Source organism: Photobacterium nomapromontoriensis (assembly GCF_050336815.1).
Taxonomy (GTDB): Bacteria; Pseudomonadota; Gammaproteobacteria; order Enterobacterales; family Vibrionaceae; genus Photobacterium; species Photobacterium nomapromontoriensis.
The window spans coordinates 1-24,387 of record NZ_JAKJSL010000048.1; the positions used below are offsets into that span (position 1 = coordinate 1).

Genomic DNA, 24,387 nt, shown 5'->3' on the forward strand with positions numbered 1-24,387 from the left:
CTTTAAATAATGGTGCGCGCGGGAGGATTCGAACCTCCGACCGCCTGGTTCGTAGCCAGGTACTCTATCCAGCTGAGCTACGCGCGCACTAAATCRGTGTAACAGYAACAAGCATTRAGGCTCATCACTTTAAATAATGGTGCGCGCGGGAGGATTCGAACCTCCGACCGCCTGGTTCGTAGCCAGGTACTCTATCCAGCTGAGCTACGCGCGCACTGAGTTGTTACTTTATTTGTTTCTTACTAACGTACTAGATCATTTTGTCAGAAAACACCTAACGGCCAATGCGTTTCCGTATTGGCTTCAGTAACAATCCATTGATACCTAGTAAGAAAATGGTGCGCGCGGGAGGATTCGAACCTCCGACCGCCTGGTTCGTAGCCAGGTACTCTATCCAGCTGAGCTACGCGCGCACTGTTTGTTGCTACATCTTCCTGCTATAAGAAGATAGTTTGCGTAAACAAAACCAATCACATCTTGTGGTGTATTTTGTAAAGCAAATAATGGCGGTGAAGGAGGGATTCGAACCCTCGATACGGTATTAAGCCGTATACTCCCTTAGCAGGGGAGCGCCTTCAGCCTCTCGGCCACCTCACCGCAAATTTGATGGTGCGCGCGGGAGGATTCGAACCTCCGACCGCCTGGTTCGTAGCCAGGTACTCTATCCAGCTGAGCTACGCGCGCACTAATTCGGTGTTACAGTAACAAGCATTAAGGCTCATCACTTTAAATAATGGTGCGCGCGGGAGGATTCGAACCTCCGACCGCCTGGTTCGTAGCCAGGTACTCTATCCAGCTGAGCTACGCGCGCACTGTTTTGTTGCTGTATTCTTTTTGCTAAGAAAGAATGGCGGTGAAGGAGGGATTCGAACCCTCGATACGGTATTAAGCCGTATACTCCCTTAGCAGGGGAGCGCCTTCAGCCTCTCGGCCACCTCACCGTGAATTTGATGGTGCGCGCGGGAGGATTCGAACCTCCGACCGCCTGGTTCGTAGCCAGGTACTCTATCCAGCTGAGCTACGCGCGCACTATTTTGTTGCTGTATTCTTTCACTAAAGAAAGAATGGCGGTGAAGGAGGGATTCGAACCCTCGATACGGTATTAAGCCGTATACTCCCTTAGCAGGGGAGCGCCTTCAGCCTCTCGGCCACCTCACCGTGTTGCGGGGGCCAATATTACTGCCAGCCAAAAATAAGTCAAACGTTTTATGCTTAAAACAGGACATCTTAAGTGCAGATGCACACTTCATAGCCAACACGACAGCTTATCAGGCATCATCGCATGATATTTTGTCTATTTTCAAGATAATGGTACTTACTCATACCCAAGCGACCTTGGGTATAAAGATAAAAAAAAGGCCAGCAACAATGCTGACCTTCTTCGAATTAGTAGTTACCAGAATCCTGGGAACCCGTTTCTTTTTCTGCTTGAATGCGCATGTAGATTTCTTCGCGGTGTACAGAGACTTCTTTTGGTGCATTCACACCAATGCGGACCTGATTACCTTTAACGCCAAGAACTGTAACGGTGACTTCGTCACCAATCATTAGTGTTTCACCTACGCGACGTGTCAAAATTAGCATTCGTGTGCTCCTTGAGTATTCTCAGCTTTTATAAGAGTTAAAATTTAGTATCCAACAACATTTACATATTTCGTAAATGATCACTGCTCAAGAAACAGCGAGAAGTGGTCGATTATCCAGACTTTCTGGTTCAACCACAAACTTTTTGTGGATGTGCTCTACTGCTAACTGCTGATCCTCCCCATTTATCAGGATGGATAAGCAGCGGGCGGATTGTTTTTGTTGGTGCATAGTCAACCCTAATTCAGTCATTAGTAGACCAATGACATCGCTCAGGTTGTCCATCCCTTCCCCAATGACGGATAAGGTAGTTACCCCTGCCTCTACGACCTCAATACCATTAAGTATGAGCGTCAACTGAGCCAAATCGTCAGTCGCAGCAACGACAAATGTTGCGCTGCCACTACCAGCATAACACCACGCATCATACCCTAACAGCATTAGACGCTGTATTACCTCATCAAAAGGCAGTGCTACACGAAGTAGAGACTGTTGACTCATAACCGCGACGCCAACAGCACCATTACGCTGGAACTGCATAAAATCGACCAGTGTTCCCTCACCCTCATCGAAAGATGACAGTACCCTCAACGGGACCTGATGTGACTCTGCATATTCAACTGACTGTAACTGTAGCACTTTTGCACCATGTCGCGCCATTGCCGTCATGTCATCAAAATGAATTGATGGCAATCGGTAGGCATCACTGACTAACCGAGGGTCAGTGGTATATACCCCATCAACATCGGTAAAGATCTGACACTCATCGGCCCCCAATGCACCCGCAATAGCAACCGCTGTGGTGTCAGACCCGCCTCGTCCCAAGGTCGTGATATTATTACTATAATCACGACCTTGGAAACCAGCCACAACAACAATGTGGCCTTGTGCAAGCAGAGACTTGAGGTTATCGGTTTCAACCTCAATAATGCTGGCATTATTAAATGCATGATCAGTCCGGATCGTCACTTGATCTGCCGTCATCGAGGTCGCAATTACACCTCGTTTATTTAGCGCCATCGCCAGTAACGCTATCGTTACTTGCTCTCCGGTTGATAATAATACGTCCAGCTCACGCTGGGATGGTACAGCATCAACCAGCCTCGCTAAACCTAACAGGCGGTTAGTTTCCCCCGCCATAGCAGAAACAACTACGACAATTTGATGCCCTTGCTTATGCGCCGCAATAACGCGCTCAGCAACGGCTTCAATACGTTCAATACTACCGACTGACGTACCACCAAACTTCTGCACCAATAGTGCCACAGCACTTCTCCAACGTTATAGCTTATCAGCCAACCAAGGGGTGACAGAGTCAAGTGCAGCTGGCAATGCGGCTGCATCGGTACCACCCGCTTGGGCCATATCTGGACGACCGCCACCTTTGCCGCCAACTTGAAGTGCGACTAAGTTAACCAAATCGCCGGCTTTCACTTTGCCAATCAGATCTTTGGTTACACCGGCAATCAAACCGACTTTACCTTCGCTCACATTACCCAGTACGACGATACCGCTGCCCATCTGGTTCTTCAGCTCATCAACCATACCACGTAGTGCTTTATTATCAGCGCCATCTAGTTTAGCGATCAGTACCTTAACGCCGTTGATGTCCTTCGCCAGATTGATAAGATCAGCACTTTCCTGAGCGGCTAGCTTATCTTTCAACTGCTGAATTTCTTTTTCCAGCTGCTTGCTATGCGCAACCAATGCACTGACTTTCGTTGCAACAGAAGCCGCATCAGATTTCACTAGGCTTGCGGTTTCAGCCAGTAGTGCCTCTTGTGCGTGAAGTGCTGCAATTGCCGCCTCACCCGTTACCGCTTCGATACGACGAACGCCCGCAGCAATACCGTTTTCAGACAGGATCTTGAACAAACCGATATCACCCGTATTTTCAGCATGGATACCACCACACAGTTCAACGGAGAAATCACCCATGCTCAATACGCGCACTTCGTCGTCATACTTTTCGCCAAATAGCGCCATCGCGCCTTGCTCTTTGGCTGACTCAATATCCATCACATTGGTCGTGATCGCATGGTTACGACGAATTTGTTCGTTAACCACACGCTCGACTTCACGTAACTCTTCTGGCTTCACAGCTTCAAGGTGTGAGAAGTCAAAACGCAGACTGTCAGGCTTCACGAGTGAGCCTTTCTGTGCAACGTGATCACCTAGCAGATTACGCAGGGCGGCGTGCATCAGGTGCGTCGCAGAGTGGTTCAGACTTGTCGCTGAACGGCGCGTAGCATCAACGGTGGCAGTCACTTTGTCACCGACTTTCAGGCTACCAGCGGCCAGTTGGCCTTTATGACCGATGGCTGCGCCAAATTTCTGGGTATCCAACACGGTGAAAGAGACGCCATCAGCCGTCAACATACCCGTATCACCACACTGACCACCAGACTCCGCATAGAACGGCGTATTATCCAGAACAATCAGTGCATCATCACCCGCGTTAACGGCATCGACAGCATCGCCATCTCGGTACAGAGCAACCACTGTTGCTTCACCCTGCGTGGCGCCGTAACCGCAAAACGCTGTTTCTGCATCAACTTTAATAGCATCATTATAGTCAACACCAAATTGGCCTGCTTCACGAGCACGCTGACGCTGGGCTTCCATTGCATCGTTGAAGCCTTCTTCATCGATAGAGAAACCACGCTCACGCGCGACATCATTGGTTAAGTCAGCCGGGAAGCCGTAAGTATCGTACAGTTTAAATACTGTCTCACCGTCAAGAATCTCACCGTCAAGGTTATCCAACGCTTCTGCTAGGATAGCCATACCGCGCTCAAGCGTGCGGCCGAAGTTTTCTTCTTCGATTTTCAGTACTTTCTCAACCATTTCTTGCTGCTTTTTCAGTTCAGTGCCTGCACTGCCCATGATGTCAGCCAGAGGGCCAACCAGCTTATAGAAGTATGATCCTTTCGCACCCAGCTTGTTACCATGACGTACTGCACGACGAATAATACGTCGTAATACATAGCCACGGCCTTCATTCGATGGCATCACACCATCTGCAATGAGAAACGCACATGAACGAATATGGTCCGCGACAACACGCAGTGACTGATTGCTCAAGTCGTCATAACCGATCACATCAGCGGCATCTTTAATCAGACGCTGGAAGATGTCGATTTCATAGTTTGAGTGTACGCCCTGCATAATGGCAGAAACACGCTCAATACCCATGCCTGTATCAACTGACGGCTTCGGCAATGGCTCCATGGTGCCATCAGCTTGACGATTGAACTGCATAAATACGTTGTTCCAGATTTCGATAAAACGATCGCCATCTTCGTCTGGAGAGCCAGGAGGACCACCGGCAATATGAGCGCCGTGATCATAGAAAATTTCGGTACAAGGACCACAAGGACCTGTATCACCCATCTGCCAGAAGTTATCTGACTCAAACGGCTTACCGCCTTCTTTATCGCCAATACGAATAATGCGATCAGCAGGAATGCCTACTTTCTTATTCCAAATATCAAATGCTTCATCATCAGTTTGATAAACGGTGACCAGCAACCGCTCTTTTGGCAGTTGCAAAACCTCAGTCAGGAATTCCCACGCGAACGAAATAGCATCTTCTTTGAAATAATCGCCAAAGCTGAAGTTACCCAGCATTTCAAAAAAGGTATGGTGACGAGCGGTGAAACCTACATTTTCCAGATCGTTATGCTTACCACCTGCACGTACACAGCGCTGAGCCGTAGTCGCTCGAGTATAGGCGCGTTTCTCAAGACCTAAGAAGCAATCCTTAAATTGGTTCATACCGGCATTAGTGAACAACAACGTCGGATCGTTGTGTGGAACTAACGATGAACTATCTACGATTTGGTGTCCTTTGCTTTCAAAGAACTTGAGGTACGCATTACGTACTTCATCAGTGCTCATGTACATTGGCAATTCCTGAATAGTGCTTTCATGTAATATGAATGAACGAATTTATATCGCATTACCTGGCCCGGATTTACCACCATGCCCTTGGTTGGACAATTCGGGGAGGCCTTGATTGGGCTAACATAAATTCTTTGACGGTTATTGTAAAACAACGGCAGGCAATACGGGAAATGTTATGTTGAGAAATGGGGCAAAATCTACCCGTTTAGGGTATCTAGCGATAACGCATCATCAACCAGAAAGTAAACTTGAACCATACAGAATCACTGTTCTCGGACGGCATAAAACAAAAACGGGCGAGGTTAATACCTCGCCCGTTTTTATCTCATCACAGATATATGGTAGTTTAACGGAATATCTTCGCTAGAGTTAAAAATCCTGCTCTTCTGCATCAATCTCTGCTAGATCTTTGTCAGCTTGCGGGGCTTCTTCTACTGGACTAAGTAGCAACTCACGCAATTTCTTATCAAGTTCAGCGGCAATCTCTGGATTTTCAGTCAAATACTTACACGCATTTGCTTTACCCTGACCAATCTTGTCACCTTGGTAGCTGTACCATGCGCCAGCCTTTTCAATCAGCTTATTTTTCACACCCAAGTCAACCAATTCACCATTGCGGTTGAAACCTAGGCCGTACAAAATCTGCGTTTCAGCTTGCTTAAACGGTGCTGCAATCTTGTTCTTCACTACTTTGATGCGGGTTTCGTTACCAACCACTTCATCACCGTCTTTTACCGCTCCGGTACGACGAATATCAAGACGCACAGAGGCATAGAACTTTAGTGCATTACCACCGGTTGTGGTTTCTGGGTTACCGAACATCACACCAATCTTCATACGGATCTGGTTGATGAAGATACACATACAGTTAGACTGCTTCAGGTTACCGGTTAGCTTACGCATCGCTTGAGATAGCATACGAGCCTGTAGACCCATGTGCGAGTCACCCATTTCGCCTTCAATTTCAGCTTTTGGTGTTAGCGCAGCAACGGAGTCAACCACAAGAATATCAACCGCACCTGAGCGCGCTAGCGCATCGGCAATTTCCAATGCCTGTTCGCCAGTATCAGGCTGAGAGACCAATAGTTGGTCGATATCAACCCCTAACTTCTTCGCATAAATTGGATCAAGTGCGTGCTCTGCATCAATAAAGGCACAGGTTTTACCCTGGCGCTGAGCGGCAGCAATCACTTCGAGCGTTAATGTGGTTTTACCTGATGATTCAGGACCATAGATTTCTACGATACGGCCCATCGGTAGGCCACCAGCACCCAAGGCGATATCGAGAGATAGAGAACCAGTCGACACAGTCTCGACATCCATTGTGCGGTTATCGCCCAACTTCATGATCGAGCCTTTACCGAATTGCTTTTCAATTTGACCTAACGCGGCGGCAAGTGCCTTCTGCTTATTGTCGTCCATTCGACTCTCCAAGGGATGCTTTAATAAGTACTGATAATGATGACCAGTATACTGTCTATTCATACAGTGTCTAGCACTGTATGAAACTTTTTTTATGAATCAGACCATCGTTCAAAATAATCGTCACTGATCGCCCAGCGATTCAAGCCGCCGGATCAGCCCGCGCAATGCAACCTCAACAGCCTGTTGTCGCACCGCCTGCCTATCCCCCTCAAGGTAATAGACCTTGGCTTCTGACCAACCAGTCTTATCTGCCCAAGCAAACCATACCGTACCCACTGGCTTTTCAGGGCTACCGCCGCCAGGACCTGCGATACCACTTACCGCGATACTGATTGAGGCTAATGAACGGGTTAACGCTCCAGCAGCCATCTCAGTCACCACCGCGTCGCTGACAGCACCATATTCAGCTAATGTGCTATCTTTTACCCCCAGCATTTGTTGCTTGGCAGCATTCGTATAGGTGACAAATGCACGGTCAAACCAAGCAGAACTGCCCGCAATATCGGTGATTGCCGTCGATATCCCACCTCCGGTGCAAGACTCTGCAGTCGTCGCCATCCATTGCTGACGCGCGAGCAATAGCCCCAATTGTTGTGCTAATTTCATCACCCGCTCCTTCACAACGTTCTTTCCTTCACACCATACCCCGCACAGAGGGTGCTATCAATACTAAATAACAGCGTAGCTTGTTAAGTAAAATTCCCCCTTGAACCTTTGCCCAAAGGGCGGATTCACGTATCCTAGGCGATCAGATATTTCTCCGGAAAATGCGGGCAAGCACGCTCCTACCGGCACAATGAGCAGGCAAAATCGTGACAGTAAAAGGCATAGAAAAGCATACCCCAATGATGCAGCAATTTTTGCGGATCAAGGCTGAAAACCCTGAGACCCTGCTGTTCTACCGGATGGGTGACTTCTACGAATTATTTTTTGATGACGCCAAACAAGCTTCCCAGCTACTGGATATTTCCCTAACCAAACGCGGCTCATCTAACGGTGAGCCGATCCCAATGGCGGGCGTTCCGTATCATTCCATTGAAGGCTATCTTGCCAAACTCGTCCAGCAGGGCGTCTCTGCGGCTATTTGTGAACAAATTGGTGATCCGGCAACCAGCAAAGGGCCGGTTGAACGTAAAGTCGTGCGGATCATTACTCCGGGAACTGTCAGTGATGAAGCGTTACTCAACGAACGCCATGACAACCTGATTGCCGCTATTTTCTATGATGGTAAGGGATTTGGTTACGCCACCCTCGATATCACCTCTGGCCGCTTTATGCTCACCGAGCCAGAGACCGAAGAAGCGATGCAGGCTGAATTGCAGCGTACCAGCCCAGTGGAGCTGCTCTACGCGGAAGACTTTGCTCTTCCTGGCTTACTACAGGGCTACAAAGGTAGCCGCCGCCGCCCGGTCTGGGAGTTTGATCTCGACACCGCACGTCAGCAACTGACCCTGCAATTTGGTACCCGCGATCTGATTGGATTCGGGGTGGACAAGGCCGATAAAGGGCTGTGTGCGGCCGGTTGCTTGCTGCAATATGTCAAAGATACCCAGCGTATTGCCCTGCCTCATATCCGGGCTATCACCCTTGATACTAAAGATCACTCCGTGATCTTAGATGCCGCAACCCGGCGCAATCTTGAATTAACGCAGAACTTATCCGGCGGCTTTGATAATACCCTCGCGTCCGTACTGGATCACACCGCAACACCGATGGGTAGCCGCTTACTCAAGCGCTGGCTACATCAACCTATTCGCGATCACCAGCAGCTCAATGGCCGCCTTGATGCGATTAGCGCATTCAAAGATAACGGACTGTTTCTCGACTTGGCTGGTGTACTGCGTCACGTAGGCGACTTGGAACGTATCCTGGCCCGTCTCGCATTGCGCTCTGCTCGCCCGCGTGATTTGGCTCGTATGCGCACCGCGCTACAACATTTACCAGAGATCAGTGAACTGCTGGCTGACATCGACCAATCACGTATCGGCGAACTGGCTCACTATGCAGCTCCGATGGATGATCTGTGTGAATTACTTGAGCGAGCGATCATTGAATCCCCACCCGTCGTGATCCGTGATGGCGGAGTGCTAGCACCAGGTTATAACGCTGAGCTCGATGAATGGCGAGATCTGGCCGATGGGGCAACCAAGTTTCTTGAAGAGCTAGAAGCCAGTGAGCGGGAACGCCATGACATTGACACCCTGAAAGTGGGTTTCAACCAAGTCCACGGTTTCTTCATTCAAGTCAGCCGCGGACAAAGCCACCTCGTACCAAGCCATTATGTCCGCCGCCAAACCCTGAAAAATGCTGAGCGCTACATTATTCCTGAGCTAAAAGCCCATGAAGACAAAGTACTGAATTCGAAATCGAAAGCGCTCGCGCTCGAGAAAAAGCTGTGGGATGAATTGTTCGACCAACTGTTACCGCACCTCGAGCAGTTACAAAATGCTGCCAGTGCGTTATCTGAGCTCGATGTTCTGGCGAACTTAGCCGAACGTGCAGATACGCTGAACTATTGCCGTCCGGAACTCGTTGACAGTGTCGGTATTGATATCAGTGCGGGTCGCCACCCTGTTGTTGAGCAAGTACTTAGCGAGCCGTTTATTGCTAACCCGATTGCCTTGCATCAGGATCGACGCATGCTGATCATCACCGGGCCTAATATGGGCGGTAAATCAACCTATATGCGCCAGACTGCGTTAATTGCCCTACTGGCACACGTGGGGTCTTTTGTCCCGGCAGAAGCAGTTAAAATTGGCCCGCTCGATCGCATTTTCACCCGTATCGGTGCCTCCGATGATCTGGCCTCAGGCCGATCAACCTTTATGGTTGAGATGACGGAAACCGCCAATATCTTGCACAATGCTACCCCAAATAGCTTAGTGCTAATGGATGAAATTGGCCGAGGGACCAGTACTTATGATGGTTTATCTTTAGCCTGGGCCAGTGCCGAATGGCTGGCTGACAAAATCGCGGCGATGACACTGTTTGCCACTCATTACTTTGAGCTTACTGAGTTACCGTCACTGATGTCGGGACTCGCTAATGTTCACCTTGATGCGGTAGAACACGGAGATGAAATTGCCTTTATGCACGCCGTGCAAGAAGGGGCTGCCAGCAAATCTTACGGTCTGGCTGTTGCCAGTTTGGCTGGCGTACCCAAAGCGGTGATCAAACGGGCTAAATTTAAGCTCCAACAGCTTGAAGCCAGTGGCCACCAACAAGCTGTCACACCAACAACCTCAATACCGAGAGAAGAGCAACAGCTAAGTCTGATCCCTGAGCCAAGTGAAGTAGAAGAAGCACTGGCGAAAGTTAATCCGGATGAAATGACGCCTCGCCAAGCATTGGATGAGCTATACCGCCTAAAAGCACTGATATAGCACGACAACGCTAAAAAAGAAAAGGGATTGATGCGCTGGCATCAGCCCCTTTTTATTCTTGATTCTATAACTCAAACGTCACAAAAAGTGACAAAAAAATGATAGGACGCTAGAGTTGATCTTGATTAAACAGCGACTCAATACTGAGCCCTTGATGGGTCAACATATCCCGTAGACGACGTAGACCTTCAACTTGGATCTGACGAACACGCTCGCGTGTCAGGCCGATTTCACGACCAACATCTTCAAGTGTTGATGCCTCATAACCCAATAAACCAAAACGTCTCGCCAATACCTCACGTTGTTTAGGGTTCAGCTCTTTAAGCCAATGTACGATAGAGAGTTTGATATCATCATCTTGGGTTGAGGTTTCTGGCCCCCCCCCTTTTTCATCGGGAATAATATCAAGCAGGGCTTTCTCTGAATCCCCTCCAATGGGGTTGTCAACCGAGCCAACACGCTCATTGAGCCTTAACATTCGGTTTACATCATCAACGGATTTATCAAGCTGTGTTGCAATGTCTTCGGCCGTCGGCTCATGATCGAGTTTTTGCGCGAGCTCACGCGCGGTGCGGAGGTAGACATTGAGTTCTTTTACGACGTGAATAGGTAAGCGGATAGTCCGGGTTTGATTCATGATCGCCCGTTCAATAGTTTGCCGAATCCACCAGGTAGCGTAAGTCGAGAAACGGAAGCCCCGCTCAGGGTCAAACTTCTCAACCGCGCGGATCAAGCCGAGATTGCCTTCTTCAACCAAATCAAGCAGGGCAAGCCCACGATTGCTGTAACGACGAGAAATTTTAACCACCAAACGCAGGTTACTTTCAATCATACGTTTACGTGCTATCTCATCGCCACGGAGTGCCCGACGCGCATACAGCACCTCTTCTTCAGCAGTCAGGAGGGGAGAAAAACCAATTTCACCTAAATAAAGTTGCGTTGCATCAAGGGCTTTTTGCGATGTCCCATATTGCGAGACATCAACGTCTTCTTCTGTCGTATCCACACTGACAGTTTTAGCTTCAACGTCGCTGGATTTCCCCTCCATTTCCTCTTCGAAATCAAAGTCTTCAATCTCTGTAACCGTATTGCTTCTACTCATAGCGCCTCCCAGATGGCGAGTTAGCAAGATATTACAACTGTACTACGCCACATTGTCTATCGAGGTAAATAACGCAATGGATCAACGGACTTACCTTTATAACGAATTTCAAAATGCAGCTTTACATTGTTGGTACCGGAACTTCCCATTGACGCAATTTTTTGACCAGCCGTTACTTTTTGCTGCTCCTTAACGTTCAATTGATCATTATGTGCATAAGCACTGAGGTAATCTTCACTGTGCTTAATAATAATCAGGTTGCCATAACCACGTAATGCATTGCCTGCATATACCACCACACCACTTGCTGAGGCTGTAACCGCTTGGCCTCTGTTACCCGCAATATCTAAACCTTTATTGCCATTCTCAGCATTCGAGAACTTTGCAATTACGCGTCCCTTAGTCGGCCATGACCACGAGTCCACTTTATCATTACTGGTTTGGGTGCTTTTTGTAACAACTTTGTTACTTTTGGTTTTTTGAGAGTACTCTCTTGTGAGAGCTGGATCAACATTTTTATTGCTGGTTTTTTGTTCGACTTTAGGCTTATTCACCACCGTCTGAACTGGCTTCTGGGGAGCCGGTTTAATCGGTGGTTTCTTAGCAGTTACTACTACCTCGGATTTACTTGTTGGTTTTATTACTGGTTTTGCTTTTGGTTGAGTGATCACTGGCGCGATAACCACGGGGGCAGCATGACCATATTTAGGGGCCACATACTTGGGCTTCCACAGCTGAAGCGTCTGTCCTGGGTAAATCGTATAGGGCTTAGTCAGCCGATTAGTAGCGATGATCTCATTCACATCCCGCCCGGTAATGTACGAGATGAAATACAGCGTATCGCCTTTCTGAACCTCATAGTAACTACCACGGTAACTACCTCGCTCCAGACTCTGATAATCCTTGCCAAGGCTAGATACCGGTGCGGGCGAATGCCGGCTACAGCCAGACAGCAACAGGCAGACAACCAGCGCTGCCCACCTAAACGTCATTGCTGTAACTGACAAGCTAATCATAACAGGCTACGACAACTCCCCGGCAATCAGGGGAACAAAACGAACGGGTTCGATATCACGATAGCTATAGCGCTCACCTTCACGAACAATCATTTTTAAAACTTGCATCTCTTTGCCAACAGGAATAATCAGACGGCCACCATCGGCCAACTGCGCCAGTAACTCAACCGGGATATCAGCGGCAGCCGCCGTCACGATAATCGCATCAAAAGGTCCTTTACTCGCCCATCCTTTCCAGCCATCACCATGCTTGGTCGACACATTATGAATATCCAGTTGCTTAAGCCTACGCCTAGCCTGCCATTGCAATGCTTTAATACGCTCAACCGAATAGACATGATCCACCAACTGAGCCAGCACCGCGGTCTGATACCCAGAACCGGTACCAATTTCTAACACGCGAGACTGAGGAACCAATGCCATAAGCTCAGTCATTTTAGCCACAATATAGGGCTGTGAAATAGTCTGCCCGTTGCCGATAGGCAGGGCATTGTTTTCATAGGCTTTGTGTGACATGGCTTCATCGATAAACAACTCTCGAGGAACAGCGGCTATCGCCGTTAATACCTTGTCGTTACGGATCCCTTGCTGAGTTAAATGCTCAAGCAAAGCATTCCGCTTATCCACATAGCGCATCCTTACTTCTTCTCCTGATGATTAATCCAGTCTCTGATTTCTCCCAACGCATCATGCGCGGTGAGATCAACCTGCAATGGCGTGATCGAAACACAACCCTGCTCTATCGCATAAAAATCCGTTCCCGGTCCAGCATCTTGGCAAGCGCCGGGAGGACCCAGCCAATACAGCTCTTTCCCGCGCGGATCGACACTCTTGATCATATTCTCGGCACGATGACGCGCACCAAGGCGAGTGACTTGCCATTCACCTAATTGTGTCAGCGGCAGGTCGGGGACATTAATGTTTAAAATTTTATTATTGGGTAATGGCTGAAGTACGACTTTCAACAACACCTGTTTCACAATTTCTGCGGCAGTGTCAAAATGAGTCTGCCCAACCAGAGAAACGGCAATCGCAGGTACCCCGAGAAAATGCCCTTCCGTTGCGGCGGCAACCGTCCCCGAGTACAGCACATCATCGCCGAGGTTGGCACCGTGATTAATCCCTGCAACCACGACATCCGGACGTTCATCTAACCACTCGTTCAATGCAAAATGCACACAATCCGTCGGGGTTCCTTCCACTGAAATACGCTGCTCACCTTCATGGCGAATACGCAGTGGATTATCCAGCGTCAGTGAATTAGACGCCCCTGACCGATTTCGATCAGGGGCAATAACAATCACATCACCAAGTTCAGACAGAACAGTCGCTAGCGTATTAATGCCTTCTGCAAAAATGCCATCGTCGTTACTGATCAGTATCCGCATCTTGTTCATTATCCTTCTGTTCACTGACCTGCTCAACCATGAGCTCACGAACTACCGCCGTGGCAAAACAGCCTGCAGGTAAAGCAAATGAAACCGTGATTTGATCGCCATCTTGTTGCCACGCCATCTGCGTAGGCTTAAGGAGCAATGGGCGACGCTCATGACGCATTCGATTATCACGGATCAGCTTAAGCAAGGCTGGCTCTTGTTCAACAATGGCCATCTCAAAAGCTTGTGCATCGGCCGTGGTTGGCAGAGCATTATCACCCATGATCGGTGCAGTGATTGCCATTCGGCCACTCTCTACATCCTGCTGTAAGCTCTCGCTCACTGCCGCAACAAGCATACCACGTACATCATTATTCGATTGCAGGAAATCCCCCGCCATCAGTGTCTGCACTAGCCCCTGTTCAATACGCGCCGATAGCACCATATTAAACAACCAAGAGCGTGCAGCTGACAAATAAAAGCTACGTTTGCTCTTATCGCGAAGACGAAACTCATCGTTACCCCAGGCACGGGCTTTAACGACATTATTTCCACTGTGACCAAAGCGTTGCTCACCAAAATAGTTTGGCACACCTTGTTCGCGAACGTGCTCCAAGCGCGCAATCACAGCTTGCGGCTGGTCAAGATCACTCAAGCGTAGTTGAAACCAGTTACCCACTAAATCACCTGGGCGTAATTTCTTATCATGGCGAGCAGTTTCCAACACTTCAACACCAGGATGTTCTGCGACAAACTGCGTCAGATCGGGATCCGGCTTACCCGGCAGATGCACGCTGAGCCACTGTTCTGTCACCGCATGGCGATCTTTCAACCCTGCCCAGCTGACATCGCGAGATTTAACCCCGCACGCTTTCGCCAGTTCATTAACAACATACTGGGTGTTTTCGCCCGTTTTACGGATTTTCACCATAAAATGTTCGCCAGTACCGGCAAAATCAAAGCCCAAATTTTCCTTTACTATAAAATCTTCAGGCTCGACCTTGATTCGGCCCTGACAGCTCGGTATTCCGTATAACCAGCTGAAGTTGTCCATGACAGTAGACATAAATACACCATTAACTAACAGCACCGAGGTGCCGAGAAGTAGAGCCAGAACAGCTCTACCATTGAATTATTGTTTGCAGATCAAAACAACTGCTTCACAGGCAATGCCTTCTTTACGACCAGTAAACCCCAGACGTTCAGAGGTAGTCGCCTTGACATTAATATTACCAATATCGGTTTCCAGATCAGCGGCGATAGCTTGGCACATTGCCTCAATATGCGGCGCCATTTTCGGCGCTTGGGCAATAATCGTCACGTCAAGATTACCTAGACAGTAACCTTTAGCCTTAACCTTACTATAGACATCGCGTAGCAAAAAGCGGCTATCCGCCCCAGCCCACTCGGCATCAGTATCAGGGAAGTGGCGGCCAATATCACCCGCACCAATGGCTCCCAGCAACGCATCACACACCGCATGCAATGCCACATCGCCATCAGAATGGGCAATCAGCCCTTGTTTATAAGGTACCGCAACGCCACCTATGATCACTGGCCCTTCACCACCAAATTTGTGTACATCAAAGCCGTGTCCAATTCGCATCATGATGCTTCCCTCAATAGTTTTTCAAGATAAAATTCAGCCAGAGCCAAGTCTTCCGGCTGGGTCACCTTGAGGTTATCGGCTCGCCCTCTCACTAACAGAGGGGGCATCCCACAATACTCTAGTGCCGATGCTTCATCTGTCACGGTCGCCCCATCGGCTAATGCCAGCTCCAGTGCTTGCTTGAGTAACCCAGCCCGAAACATTTGTGGCGTTAAGGCATGCCATAAATCAGCGCGATCCACGGTGGCGGCAATCGCTCCCGCACCGTTGCCGCGCTTCATGGTATCACGCACAGGAGCGGCAAGAATCGCCCCGTATTGACTGGCCTTAGCGGCGACGATCAACTCAGCCAAATCACTGTGATGCAAGCACGGACGTGCCGCATCATGAACCAACACCCAGCAGTGAGGATCATCTATCGCAGCAAGCCCAGCAAATACCGAATCAGCGCGTTCAGCCCCACCATTAACTCTTTGCACCCGCGGATCGTTAGCGAGTGGCAGTTGGGGAAAATAAGGATCATGCTCACTGACCGCGATCACCACTCGTTCGATAGCTGGGAATCCCAAGAGTCGCTCAACGGTATGCTCAAGAATGGTTTTTCCAGCAATAGGCAAGTACTGTTTAGGGCGGTCGGCGGCCATTCGGCTGCCAACCCCTGCAGCCGGTACAACGGCTATCATCTTTTCGCTCATAGTCATGATTTATTGGTTTGTGGCTGCAACGTTCACTTATTCGCTGACAATGCGGAAGAATGTTTCTCCGGGACGGATCATCCCCAACTCATTTCGAGCGCGTTCTTCTATCGCTTCTTGACCTTGATTTAAGTCATTTATTTCAAAATACATTTGTTGATTACGCTGCGCTAATTCCGCATTGGCCCGGTGCTGAACGATAACATTATCTTTCACAGCCAAATAGTCTAGCATGCCATTCTTACCCCACCAGAAGTCATACTGTAGCCAGCTAAGCACAGCCAGTAACAGCAAGGTGAATGCTCGCATCTCACTCTCCAGGCAATGATTGAACATATAATAAGCAATAGCACTTATTGATAACAACTTGAAATGCCATTGCTTAATACCACTCGCTAATGAATCGAGTGAACATGTAATAATCCCATAAAGCGCAGTCTGACACTAGCGCCTAAGCCTAGCTAAGTTATCATTCGCCCATAAAAAAACCGCCCCTATGAGGCGGTTTTTCAAAGCGAGTAGGAAGACCCTACTGGCAGGCTAATAATTAAGCCTGACCTTTAACTTCTTTAAGACCGTTGAAAGGAGCGCGCTCACCTAGAGCTTCCTCGATACGGATAAGTTGGTTGTACTTAGCAACACGGTCAGAACGGCTCATAGAACCAGTTTTGATTTGACCTGCAGCAGTACCTACCGCTAGATCAGCGATAGTTGCATCTTCAGTTTCACCAGAACGGTGAGAGATTACAGCGGTGTAACCTGCATCTTTAGCCATCTTAACTGCAGCTAAAGTCTCAGTTAGAGAACCGATTTGGTTGAACTTGATTAGGATAGAGTTAGCGATGCCTTTCTCGATACCTTCAGCTAGGATCTTAGTGTTAGTAACGAATAGATCGTCACCAACAAGTTGGATCTTGTCGCCTAGAAGTTGAGTTTGGTGCGCGAAACCAGCCCAATCAGACTCGTCTAGACCATCTTCAATAGATACGATTGGGAATTGCTCAACTAGACCCGCTAGGTAGTGGTTGAACTCTTCAGAAGTGAAAGTTTTACCTTCACCTTTCATGTTGTAGATGCCAGCGTCTTTGTCAAAGAACTCAGATGCTGCACAGTCCATAGCAAGAGTGATGTCTTTACCTAGTACGTAACCAGCAGCTGCAACAGCTTCTGCGATAACTTCTAGCGCTTCAGCGTTAGATTTTAGGTTAGGAGCGAAACCACCTTCGTCGCCAACTGCAGTGTTGTAGCCTTTAGACTTAAGCACTTTAGCTAGGTTATGGAATACTTCAGCACCCATGCGAACGGCTTCTTTCAGCGTTTTCGCGCCAACTGGCTGAATCATGAACTCTTGGATGTCAACGTTGTTATCTGCGTGCTCACCACCGTTGATGATGTTCATCATTGGTAGAGGCATAGAGAATACGCCAGCAGTGCCGTTTAGCTCAGCGATGTGCTCGTATAGAGGCATGCCTTTAGCAGCAGCTGCTGCTTTAGCGTTTGCTAGAGATACCGCTAGGATTGCGTTTGCACCGAAGTTAGACTTGTTTTCAGTACCGTCTAGGTCGATCATTACCTGATCGATTTCAGCTTGAGCGGTCGCATCTTTACCGATTAGCGCTTCTGCGATTGGGCCGTTCACAGCTTCGATAGCTTTAAGAACGCCTTTACCTAGGAAACGAGACTTGTCACCGTCACGTAGCTCAAGAGCTTCACGAGAACCAGTTGATGCACCTGATGGTGCTGCAGCCATACCGACGAAACCGCCTTCTAGGTGAACTTCCGCTTCTACAGTTGGGTTACCGCGTGAATCGATAATTTCACGACCTAGAACTTTAACGATCTTAGACATTGTGTTTCCTCTTGCTTTATCTTCAAATAAAAAGCTAAAAAAATAGCCGCAGCTAACACTTGCCACAGCTATCCGTAATCCTTACTTTTTAAGTTCACCACGCTGGTTATCACCAGCCGCTTTCACGAAACCAGCAAACAAAGGATGGCCATCGCGAGGTGTCGAGGTGAACTCAGGGTGGAATTGAGCAGCCACGTACCATGGGTGGTTAGGTAGCTCGATAATTTCCACCAATTTCTTGTCTGCTGAAAGACCAGAAATCTTCAAACCTGCTTTCTCTAGTTTAGGAAGTAGGTTGTTATTTACTTCATAACGGTGACGGTGACGCTCATGGATAGTCGGGCTACCATATAGCTCACGCGCTTTTGAACCGTCTTGTAGGTGACATAGCTGTGAACCAAGACGCATTGTACCGCCTAAATTCGACTTCTCGCTACGCTCTTCTACGTTACCTTCGCTATCAACCCATTCAGTGATCAGGCCAACAACTGGGTATTTAGTGTCAGGGTTAAACTCAGTAGAGTGCGCCCCCTCATAGCCAGCAACATTACGTGCAAACTCGATCAGCGCAACCTGCATACCCAAACAAATACCTAGGTATGGAATTTTGTTTTCACGTGCATATTGTGCAGTCAGGATTTTACCTTCTACACCACGGTTACCGAAGCCGCCAGGAACCAAGATAGCATCCAGGCCTTCAAGAATTTCAGTGCCTTTAGATTCGACATCCTGAGAGTCAATGTATTTGATCTGCACTGACAGACGGTTTTTCAAACCGGCATGCTTAAGTGCTTCGTTAACTGACTTATATGCATCTGGTAGTTCGATGTACTTACCAACCATGCCGATAGTCACTTCAGCAGTAGGGTTGGCTTCTTCGTAAATCACCTGCTCCCACTCAGACAGATTCGCTTCTGGCGCAGTGATGCCAAAGCGCTGACAAACTAAGTCATCAAGACCCTGAGCTTTGATAAGCTGTGGGATCTTGTAGATAGAGTCTACGTCTTTCATGGAAATAACGGCTTTTTCCTGCACGTTACAGAATAGCGCGATCTTGGCACGCTCATTAGCAGGGATCATACGATCGCTACGGCAGATCAGCACGTCAGGCTGAATACCGATAGAAAGTAATTCTTTTACAGAGTGTTGGGTTGGCTTCGTTTTCACTTCACCAGCAGCCGCTAGGTAAGGAACCAGTGTCAGGTGCATGAACATAGTACGATCACGCCCTTTCTGCACTGCTAGCTGACGAATGGCTTCCATAAATGGGAGCGATTCGATATCACCAACAGTACCGCCAACTTCAACGATAGCAACGTCATGGCCTTGAGCACCGGCAATCACACGATCTTTAATTTCGTTAGTGATATGCGGGATAACCTGAATGGTCGCACCAAGGTAGTCACCGCGACGCTCTTTACGAAGTACTTCTTCGTAAACTCGGCCCGCAGTAAAGTTGTTGCGCTTGGTCATCTTAGTGCGGATAAAGCGCTCGTAGTGACCCAAGTCAAGGTCGGTCTCTGCACCGTCTTCCGTTACGAATACTTCACCATGCTGAATCGGGCTCATTGTGCCAGGGTCAACGTTGATGTAAGGGTCTAGTTTCATCATGGTCACTTTAAGACCACGTGCTTCTAGAATAGCCGCTAGAGATGCAGCAGCAATACCTTTACCTAGTGAGGATACGACCCCGCCCGTAACAAAAATGTAATTCGTCGTCATGTTTTACCTGGAAGATTGGTATAGAGGATATAAGTGTATCTGGACGGGAAATTAGTATACCAGACACCCTTTATTGCCACAACGTGAAAACTATCACACTGCGATTGGTTTTTTTTTGTTTCAAATCAATTCTACTCATCAGGCTGGTTATCAATAGCAATATCAATAACAAAGCAGCCTGATGATTGCTGCAATCCTAACCTTTTAACTCCCTACACTTGACCTCATCCCACACCTGATCAAGCTGTTCAAGCGAGCATTCTTCAAGTTGCTTCCCTTGTTCTAGCACAGTTTTCTCGACTTCGCGAAACCGACGCTCAAATTTCTGATTAGCACGATGCAGTGCCCGTTCCGGTTTAACGTCCAGATGACGGCTGAAGTTGGCAACAGCAAACAGCAAGTCCCCCATCTCCTCTTCGATTCTCTCTTGCTGAGGTGATACTTGGATAACCTCTTCCATCACTTCATCAAGTTCTTCGCGTACTTTATCCAACACCGGACCTAAGGTATCCCAGTCAAACCCATGTTTGGCGCAACGCTTTTGAATTTTATCCGCCCGCGTCAAAGCGGGTAAGGCGCGGGGGATATTGGCCAACACGCTGGTGTCTTCGTCTTTTTCTGCTCGTTCTTTGGCTTTTTCCGCTTCCCAATTGGCCTTGATCGCTGCCTCATTGGCAAACAACTTATTTTCAAATACATGGGGGTGACGACGGGTTAGCTTGTCATTAATGCCACACACAACATCATCAAAATCAAACAAGCCTTGCTCTTTGCCCAGCTGACTGTAAAAGATCACCTGAAACAACAAGTCACCCAACTCTTCACGGACATCACTCCAGTTTTGTTGATCAATCGCATCGGCGACTTCATAGGCTTCTTCCAGCGTATGCGGCACAATGCTCGCGAACGTCTGCTTGCGATCCCAGGGGCAACCTTGTTCAGGGTCACGCAGCGTGGCCATGATCTCAATCAGGCGTTCTATCGGTGTCTGCGGTTTCTCACTCATGTTGGAGAGTCCTTCGTGGATATCAAATCAAAAAAAACGGGCAGCATCATGGCTCCCCGCTTCTAGGTTCTAGGTTCTACATCAGATTAGTGTAGGCGTTTAGCTTCAGCGACATCTTTCACTTGCTCAATACGCTTAATCACCTTGCCCAAGACCTCAAGATCGGTGAGCTCCAAGTCAAAGTCCATGATTGACATCTGTTTTTTGAAATCAATCCGACTCTTCATGCCAGCAACCCGAGCTTTTTCATTTGCCAGCGTATTGGTCAGCTCCTTGAGCAAGCCGCTTCGCTCAGAAGCGATCACCCGTACGGTAATATTGTAATTACCGACAAATCCGCCCCCCCATACCGTATCAATGATCCGCTCTGGGGCAACGTGGCGTAGCTCTTCCAACTGCTCACAATCACTGCGGTGAACCGAAATTCCTCGTCCCTGAGTGACAAAACCCTGAATCTCATCCCCTGGGATCGGCTGACAACAACGCGCCAGATGCGTCATCAGGTTATCCACGCCTTCCACCACCACGGCATCACGCTGAGGCTTCTTGGCTGCCATGGCTCGATTGCTGGCTTCAGCTAGCTTCTCAAGCAGTTGCTGATCTTCTTCTTCTGCGGTTGGTTTATTCACCAAGGCATTAATGTGGTTCAGCACTTGATTGATCCGCAGATCACCACTGCCCACCCCAGCAAATAACTCATCGGTTGAATTCACATTAAAACGCTTAAGTGCATACACTTCCGCATCTTTCATCGTCGCGCCAATCTTGACCAATTCGGTTTCAAGAATTTCGCGTCCAGCCGTGATGTTCTTGTCGCGGTCCTGTTTACGGAACCAGGCATGTACCTTCGCTCTCGCACGACCAGAGGTTACAAACCCCAGATTTGGGTTAAGCCAGTCGCGTGATGGGTTCGGCTCTTTCTGGGTAATAATTTCAACTTGATCCCCCATTTGCAGGTGATAAGTAAACGGCACGATTCTGCCTTCTACTTTGGCACCGATGCAACGGTGGCCGACCTCTGAGTGGATATGGTAGGCAAAATCAAGCGGAGTCGCATCCAACGGCAAATCAACCACATCGCCCTTAGGCGTAAAGGCATAGACGCGATCATCAAACACCTGACTGCGCAGCTCATCGAGCATCTCACCGGAGTCTGACATTTCTTCTTGCCAGGCCAGTAACTTACGTAACCAGTTTATTTTTTCATCGTACGAGGATTTAGCCCCGCCTGATGATGAACCGCTCTCTTTGTATTTCCAGTGTGCTGCTACCCCGAGTTCCGACTCCTCATGCATCTGTTTGGTACGGATCTGGATCTCAATGGTTTTACCTTCCGGCCCCATCACCACGGTATGAATAGACTGATAACCATTTGGTTTCGGGTTGGCGACGTAATCGTCAAATTCTTTTGGCAGGTGGCGGTACTTGGTATGTACAACACCTAATGCGGCGTAGCAGTCCTGTAACTCATCAGCAATAATCCGCACGGCACGGACATCGAACAGTTCGTCAAAAGCCAGACTCTTCTTCTGCATCTTGCGCCAGATACTGTAGATATGCTTTGGTCGACCCTGCACTTCTGCCTTGATATTAGAGGCTTTCATCGACTCCGCCAGATCGGCAACAAAATGATCGATATAATGCTCACGATCGATCCGGCGTTCTGATAATTGCTTGGCGATCTGCTTGTAGGTTTCAGGATGACGATAACGGAATGCATAATCCTCAATCTCCCACTTCAACTGACCAATACCCAGTCGGTTCGCCAGTGGTGCATAGATGTTGGCACATTCCTTCGCGGCAGCACGACGAATCTCATCCGGCTCGTCTTTCACTTCACGAAGGTTGCAGATCCGCTCAGCCAGCTTGATCACTACACAACGGAAATCATCAACCATCGACAGCAACATGCGGCGAATGTTATCGACCTGAGCAGACTGCTCTGCTCCTTCTTTTGTCGCATTGAGCTGACCGATAGCGGCCATCTGGCTGACACCATTCACCATATGTGAAATGGTATTACCATAGTCTTCCTGAAGCTGCTCCGAAGAATAAACGCCAGCCTCGTAGAGTGGAAAGAGTAAGGCAGCGACCAGCGTATCTTTGTCCATGCTTAAGGTCACGAGGATCTCAACCATCTCTCGGCCACGCCATAGCAACAATGGCGCAGTCACTTCTTCTGCCGTCAAATCAATACATCGTTGGTACGTTTGCGCGAGGCGTTTAGCCACCTTCGCATCCAACTGTAAACTCTCAATCCAGGCTGAAAGTTCAAATGTATCATTTTCCTTTAAATGCGCACCGCGAACTGCGACCATTGTTCTATCCTGTCTACTCTTGTGTAATGAGTCTATCGCTTGATAAACAGAGCCATTGACTCCAAATGCCCGGTATGAGGGAACATATCCATCATACCCAGCCGCTCCAACTGATAACCGTTATCCAGTAATACCTGACTATCCCTAGCAAGGGTTGCCGGATTGCACGATACATAAACCACTCGCTCAGGCTGCAAGTTAACAACATGCTGCATTACCCCTGCGGCACCCGCTCTGGCTGGATCCAGCAAGATTTTATTGAATTTTTCCTGTGCCCAACACAGGGTTGTCACATCATCATCCAGATTCGCCTGATAAAATTCGGTGTTCTCTAACTGGTTCTGCTTTGCATTTTCTGACGCACGATGCACCATCTCGTCGATGCCTTCAACACCAACCAGTGTATTTGCTTGTTTTGCCAGCGGTAAACTAAAATTACCTAACCCACAAAAAAGATCCAATACCCGATCATTCGGTGCAATTGCCAGCCAGTCAATCGCTTGAGCCACCATTTTCTGGTTTACATCACGATTCACCTGAATAAAATCTTTTGGCGAAAAAGACAGCGTTAAATTATCCAGTTCATAATACGGCGTTGGACCCGCAATATGTTCTAACTGATCAGATGCAGGCGCAAAGTACAACATTAACTGGTATCGGTCAGCAAACTGCTTGAGCGCTGTCATGTCCTTGTCAGAAAACGGTTGTAAGTGGCGGATCAGCACCACCCGACCATTATCCGCCTCAGCCAATTCAACATGACCAAGGTGTCTTTTTCCCTGAAGCTGTGAGAGTAGCTCACGCAACGATGGTAACAACGCATTCAGCGACTGCGCCAACACCGGACAATGCGCAACATCAACAATTTCTTTGCTCTGTTTTTTACGAAAACCAATCTTAAGCTTGTTACCTGCTGGCATCACACTGAATCGTGCACAACGGCGATATTGCCATTCTGCACTGAGGATCGGTGCCGCCTGCTCAATCATGTCTGACGTACGTGCATGAGCAAATTTACCCATCAGCTCACTCAATGCCTGCTGCTTAGCCGCCACTTGCCCCTGATGCGACAAGTGCTGTAAATTACAGCCGCCGCACTCATTGTAAATGGGGCATTGCGGTGCAATACGTGCGTCGCTGTCATTCAAACGTCGGATAATTTTAGCCCGAGCATACTGCTTTTTATCTTCCGTGAGCTGAACAACCACTGTTTCGCCTGGCAATCCCCCTTCAATAAACACGGGTTTGCGGTCTAGGTGACCAATCCCTGCACCGAGGTGATCCAGCCGGCTAATAGTGATTTCTTTGTGCTTGGTGTCGGTTACTTTTCGTTTTTGAGGCTTAAAAAAGCGTGCCATAGTTTCGGACTCACGGAACAGATAGTCCAAACTGAGTG

19 protein-coding genes and 9 tRNA genes are annotated in these 24,387 nt (G+C 48.5%); 1 reads left to right on the plus strand and 27 read right to left on the minus strand.

Going from position 1 to position 24,387, the window contains the following annotated elements; all coding sequences use genetic code 11:
- Positions 1 to 10: 10 nt before the first annotated feature.
- From L4D12_RS19790 to L4D12_RS19855, 14 genes are all read right to left on the minus strand, one after another.
- A tRNA-Arg gene (locus L4D12_RS19790) sits at positions 11 to 87 on the minus strand.
- A gap of 50 nt (positions 88 to 137) precedes the next feature.
- Positions 138 to 214: transfer RNA gene (locus tag L4D12_RS19795), tRNA-Arg, on the minus strand.
- A gap of 122 nt (positions 215 to 336) precedes the next feature.
- Positions 337 to 413 (minus strand) — tRNA-Arg (locus tag L4D12_RS19800).
- 91 nt (positions 414 to 504) lie between these two features.
- Positions 505 to 597, minus strand: a tRNA-Ser gene (locus L4D12_RS19805).
- A gap of 10 nt (positions 598 to 607) precedes the next feature.
- A tRNA-Arg gene (locus L4D12_RS19810) sits at positions 608 to 684 on the minus strand.
- A gap of 50 nt (positions 685 to 734) precedes the next feature.
- Positions 735 to 811: transfer RNA gene (locus L4D12_RS19815), tRNA-Arg, on the minus strand.
- 37 nt (positions 812 to 848) lie between these two features.
- A tRNA-Ser gene (locus L4D12_RS19820) sits at positions 849 to 941 on the minus strand.
- A 10-nt stretch (positions 942 to 951) separates the two neighbouring features.
- Positions 952 to 1,028: transfer RNA gene (locus tag L4D12_RS19825), tRNA-Arg, on the minus strand.
- 37 nt (positions 1,029 to 1,065) lie between these two features.
- Positions 1,066 to 1,158 (minus strand) — tRNA-Ser (locus L4D12_RS19830).
- Between the two features lie 228 nt (positions 1,159 to 1,386).
- Positions 1,387 to 1,584, minus strand: coding sequence for a carbon storage regulator CsrA (csrA, locus tag L4D12_RS19835; protein WP_428449566.1), 198 nt, complete (start codon positions 1,582 to 1,584; stop codon positions 1,387 to 1,389).
- Between the two features lie 87 nt (positions 1,585 to 1,671).
- On the minus strand, positions 1,672 to 2,850 hold the full coding sequence (locus tag L4D12_RS19840; protein ID WP_428449567.1) for an aspartate kinase: 1,179 nt from the start codon (positions 2,848 to 2,850) through the stop codon (positions 1,672 to 1,674).
- A 15-nt stretch (positions 2,851 to 2,865) separates the two neighbouring features.
- Complete coding sequence (alaS, locus tag L4D12_RS19845) at positions 2,866 to 5,490, minus strand: alanine--tRNA ligase (RefSeq protein ID WP_428449568.1); 2,625 nt, start codon at positions 5,488 to 5,490, stop codon at positions 2,866 to 2,868.
- Positions 5,491 to 5,859: 369 nt separating this feature from the next.
- Positions 5,860 to 6,912 carry a recombinase RecA gene (gene recA / locus L4D12_RS19850; protein ID WP_428449569.1) on the minus strand — a complete coding sequence of 351 codons (1,053 nt, stop codon included), beginning with the start codon at positions 6,910 to 6,912 and terminating at the stop codon, positions 5,860 to 5,862.
- Between the two features lie 123 nt (positions 6,913 to 7,035).
- Positions 7,036 to 7,521 carry a CinA family protein gene (locus L4D12_RS19855; protein ID WP_428449570.1) on the minus strand — a complete coding sequence of 162 codons (486 nt, stop codon included), beginning with the start codon at positions 7,519 to 7,521 and terminating at the stop codon, positions 7,036 to 7,038.
- A gap of 239 nt (positions 7,522 to 7,760) precedes the next feature.
- Between L4D12_RS19855 and mutS the strand changes: the two genes are divergently transcribed.
- On the plus strand, positions 7,761 to 10,298 hold the full coding sequence (gene mutS, locus L4D12_RS19860; RefSeq protein WP_428449623.1) for a DNA mismatch repair protein MutS: 2,538 nt from the start codon (positions 7,761 to 7,763) through the stop codon (positions 10,296 to 10,298).
- A gap of 109 nt (positions 10,299 to 10,407) precedes the next feature.
- Here the strand turns inward: mutS and rpoS are convergent, their stop codons facing one another.
- The 13 genes from rpoS to rlmD form a co-directional block, all read right to left on the minus strand.
- Positions 10,408 to 11,400 (minus strand): RNA polymerase sigma factor RpoS, encoded by a 993-nt coding sequence (rpoS, locus tag L4D12_RS19865; protein WP_428449571.1) that lies wholly within the window; start codon positions 11,398 to 11,400, stop codon positions 10,408 to 10,410.
- 56 nt (positions 11,401 to 11,456) lie between these two features.
- A complete protein-coding gene (locus tag L4D12_RS19870; RefSeq protein ID WP_428449572.1) occupies positions 11,457 to 12,392 on the minus strand; it encodes a peptidoglycan DD-metalloendopeptidase family protein in 936 nt (311 codons plus the stop codon).
- Positions 12,393 to 12,422: 30 nt separating this feature from the next.
- Positions 12,423 to 13,052, minus strand: coding sequence for a protein-L-isoaspartate(D-aspartate) O-methyltransferase (locus L4D12_RS19875; protein ID WP_428449573.1), 630 nt, complete (start codon positions 13,050 to 13,052; stop codon positions 12,423 to 12,425).
- Between the two features lie 2 nt (positions 13,053 to 13,054).
- Positions 13,055 to 13,804 (minus strand): 5'/3'-nucleotidase SurE, encoded by a 750-nt coding sequence (gene surE / locus L4D12_RS19880; RefSeq protein WP_428449624.1) that lies wholly within the window; start codon positions 13,802 to 13,804, stop codon positions 13,055 to 13,057.
- Positions 13,785 to 14,858: a tRNA pseudouridine(13) synthase TruD gene (gene truD, locus L4D12_RS19885; protein ID WP_428449574.1), complete on the minus strand. Its 1,074-nt coding sequence runs from the start codon at positions 14,856 to 14,858 to the stop codon at positions 13,785 to 13,787. The genes surE and truD overlap by 20 nt, the downstream gene beginning before the upstream one ends.
- A gap of 66 nt (positions 14,859 to 14,924) precedes the next feature.
- The gene (ispF, locus tag L4D12_RS19890; protein ID WP_428449625.1) at positions 14,925 to 15,398 is read right to left on the minus strand and encodes a 2-C-methyl-D-erythritol 2,4-cyclodiphosphate synthase; all 474 of its coding nucleotides are present in this window, start codon (positions 15,396 to 15,398) and stop codon (positions 14,925 to 14,927) included.
- The gene (ispD, locus tag L4D12_RS19895; protein WP_428449626.1) at positions 15,398 to 16,096 is read right to left on the minus strand and encodes a 2-C-methyl-D-erythritol 4-phosphate cytidylyltransferase; all 699 of its coding nucleotides are present in this window, start codon (positions 16,094 to 16,096) and stop codon (positions 15,398 to 15,400) included. Before ispD ends, ispF begins: the two co-directional genes overlap by 1 nt.
- A gap of 36 nt (positions 16,097 to 16,132) precedes the next feature.
- The gene (gene ftsB / locus L4D12_RS19900; protein ID WP_428449575.1) at positions 16,133 to 16,405 is read right to left on the minus strand and encodes a cell division protein FtsB; all 273 of its coding nucleotides are present in this window, start codon (positions 16,403 to 16,405) and stop codon (positions 16,133 to 16,135) included.
- Between the two features lie 238 nt (positions 16,406 to 16,643).
- A complete protein-coding gene (gene eno, locus L4D12_RS19905) occupies positions 16,644 to 17,945 on the minus strand; it encodes a phosphopyruvate hydratase (RefSeq protein ID WP_428449576.1) in 1,302 nt (433 codons plus the stop codon).
- Positions 17,946 to 18,026: 81 nt separating this feature from the next.
- Positions 18,027 to 19,667, minus strand: coding sequence for a CTP synthase (gene pyrG / locus L4D12_RS19910; RefSeq protein WP_428449577.1), 1,641 nt, complete (start codon positions 19,665 to 19,667; stop codon positions 18,027 to 18,029).
- Positions 19,668 to 19,863: 196 nt separating this feature from the next.
- Positions 19,864 to 20,673 (minus strand): nucleoside triphosphate pyrophosphohydrolase, encoded by an 810-nt coding sequence (gene mazG / locus L4D12_RS19915; RefSeq protein ID WP_428449578.1) that lies wholly within the window; start codon positions 20,671 to 20,673, stop codon positions 19,864 to 19,866.
- Between the two features lie 86 nt (positions 20,674 to 20,759).
- A complete protein-coding gene (relA, locus tag L4D12_RS19920; protein ID WP_428449579.1) occupies positions 20,760 to 22,991 on the minus strand; it encodes a GTP diphosphokinase in 2,232 nt (743 codons plus the stop codon).
- A gap of 32 nt (positions 22,992 to 23,023) precedes the next feature.
- Positions 23,024 to 24,349: a 23S rRNA (uracil(1939)-C(5))-methyltransferase RlmD gene (gene rlmD, locus L4D12_RS19925; protein ID WP_428449580.1), complete on the minus strand. Its 1,326-nt coding sequence runs from the start codon at positions 24,347 to 24,349 to the stop codon at positions 23,024 to 23,026.
- Positions 24,350 to 24,387: the final 38 nt, after the last annotated feature.

Excerpts from the sequence above, each read along its gene's own strand:
- csrA (WP_428449566.1), bottom strand. The coding sequence starts at position 1,584 with ATGCTAATTTTGACACGTCGCGTAGGTGAAACACTAATGATTGGTGAC.
- alaS (WP_428449568.1), bottom strand. The coding sequence starts at position 5,490 with ATGTACATGAGCACTGATGAAGTACGTAATGCGTACCTCAAGTTCTTT.
- recA (WP_428449569.1), bottom strand. The coding sequence starts at position 6,912 with ATGGACGACAATAAGCAGAAGGCACTTGCCGCCGCGTTAGGTCAAATT.
- L4D12_RS19855 (WP_428449570.1), bottom strand. The coding sequence starts at position 7,521 with ATGAAATTAGCACAACAATTGGGGCTATTGCTCGCGCGTCAGCAATGG.
- mutS (WP_428449623.1), top strand. The coding sequence starts at position 7,761 with ATGATGCAGCAATTTTTGCGGATCAAGGCTGAAAACCCTGAGACCCTG.
- rpoS (WP_428449571.1), bottom strand. The coding sequence starts at position 11,400 with ATGAGTAGAAGCAATACGGTTACAGAGATTGAAGACTTTGATTTCGAA.
- L4D12_RS19870 (WP_428449572.1), bottom strand. The coding sequence starts at position 12,392 with ATGACGTTTAGGTGGGCAGCGCTGGTTGTCTGCCTGTTGCTGTCTGGC.
- L4D12_RS19875 (WP_428449573.1), bottom strand. The coding sequence starts at position 13,052 with ATGCGCTATGTGGATAAGCGGAATGCTTTGCTTGAGCATTTAACTCAG.
- surE (WP_428449624.1), bottom strand. The coding sequence starts at position 13,804 with ATGCGGATACTGATCAGTAACGACGATGGCATTTTTGCAGAAGGCATT.
- truD (WP_428449574.1), bottom strand. The coding sequence starts at position 14,858 with ATGTCTACTGTCATGGACAACTTCAGCTGGTTATACGGAATACCGAGC.
- ispF (WP_428449625.1), bottom strand. The coding sequence starts at position 15,398 with ATGCGAATTGGACACGGCTTTGATGTACACAAATTTGGTGGTGAAGGG.
- ispD (WP_428449626.1), bottom strand. The coding sequence starts at position 16,096 with ATGAGCGAAAAGATGATAGCCGTTGTACCGGCTGCAGGGGTTGGCAGC.
- ftsB (WP_428449575.1), bottom strand. The coding sequence starts at position 16,405 with ATGCGAGCATTCACCTTGCTGTTACTGGCTGTGCTTAGCTGGCTACAG.
- eno (WP_428449576.1), bottom strand. The coding sequence starts at position 17,945 with ATGTCTAAGATCGTTAAAGTTCTAGGTCGTGAAATTATCGATTCACGC.
- pyrG (WP_428449577.1), bottom strand. The coding sequence starts at position 19,667 with ATGACGACGAATTACATTTTTGTTACGGGCGGGGTCGTATCCTCACTA.
- mazG (WP_428449578.1), bottom strand. The coding sequence starts at position 20,673 with ATGAGTGAGAAACCGCAGACACCGATAGAACGCCTGATTGAGATCATG.
- relA (WP_428449579.1), bottom strand. The coding sequence starts at position 22,991 with ATGGTCGCAGTTCGCGGTGCGCATTTAAAGGAAAATGATACATTTGAA.
- rlmD (WP_428449580.1), bottom strand. The coding sequence starts at position 24,349 with ATGGCACGCTTTTTTAAGCCTCAAAAACGAAAAGTAACCGACACCAAG.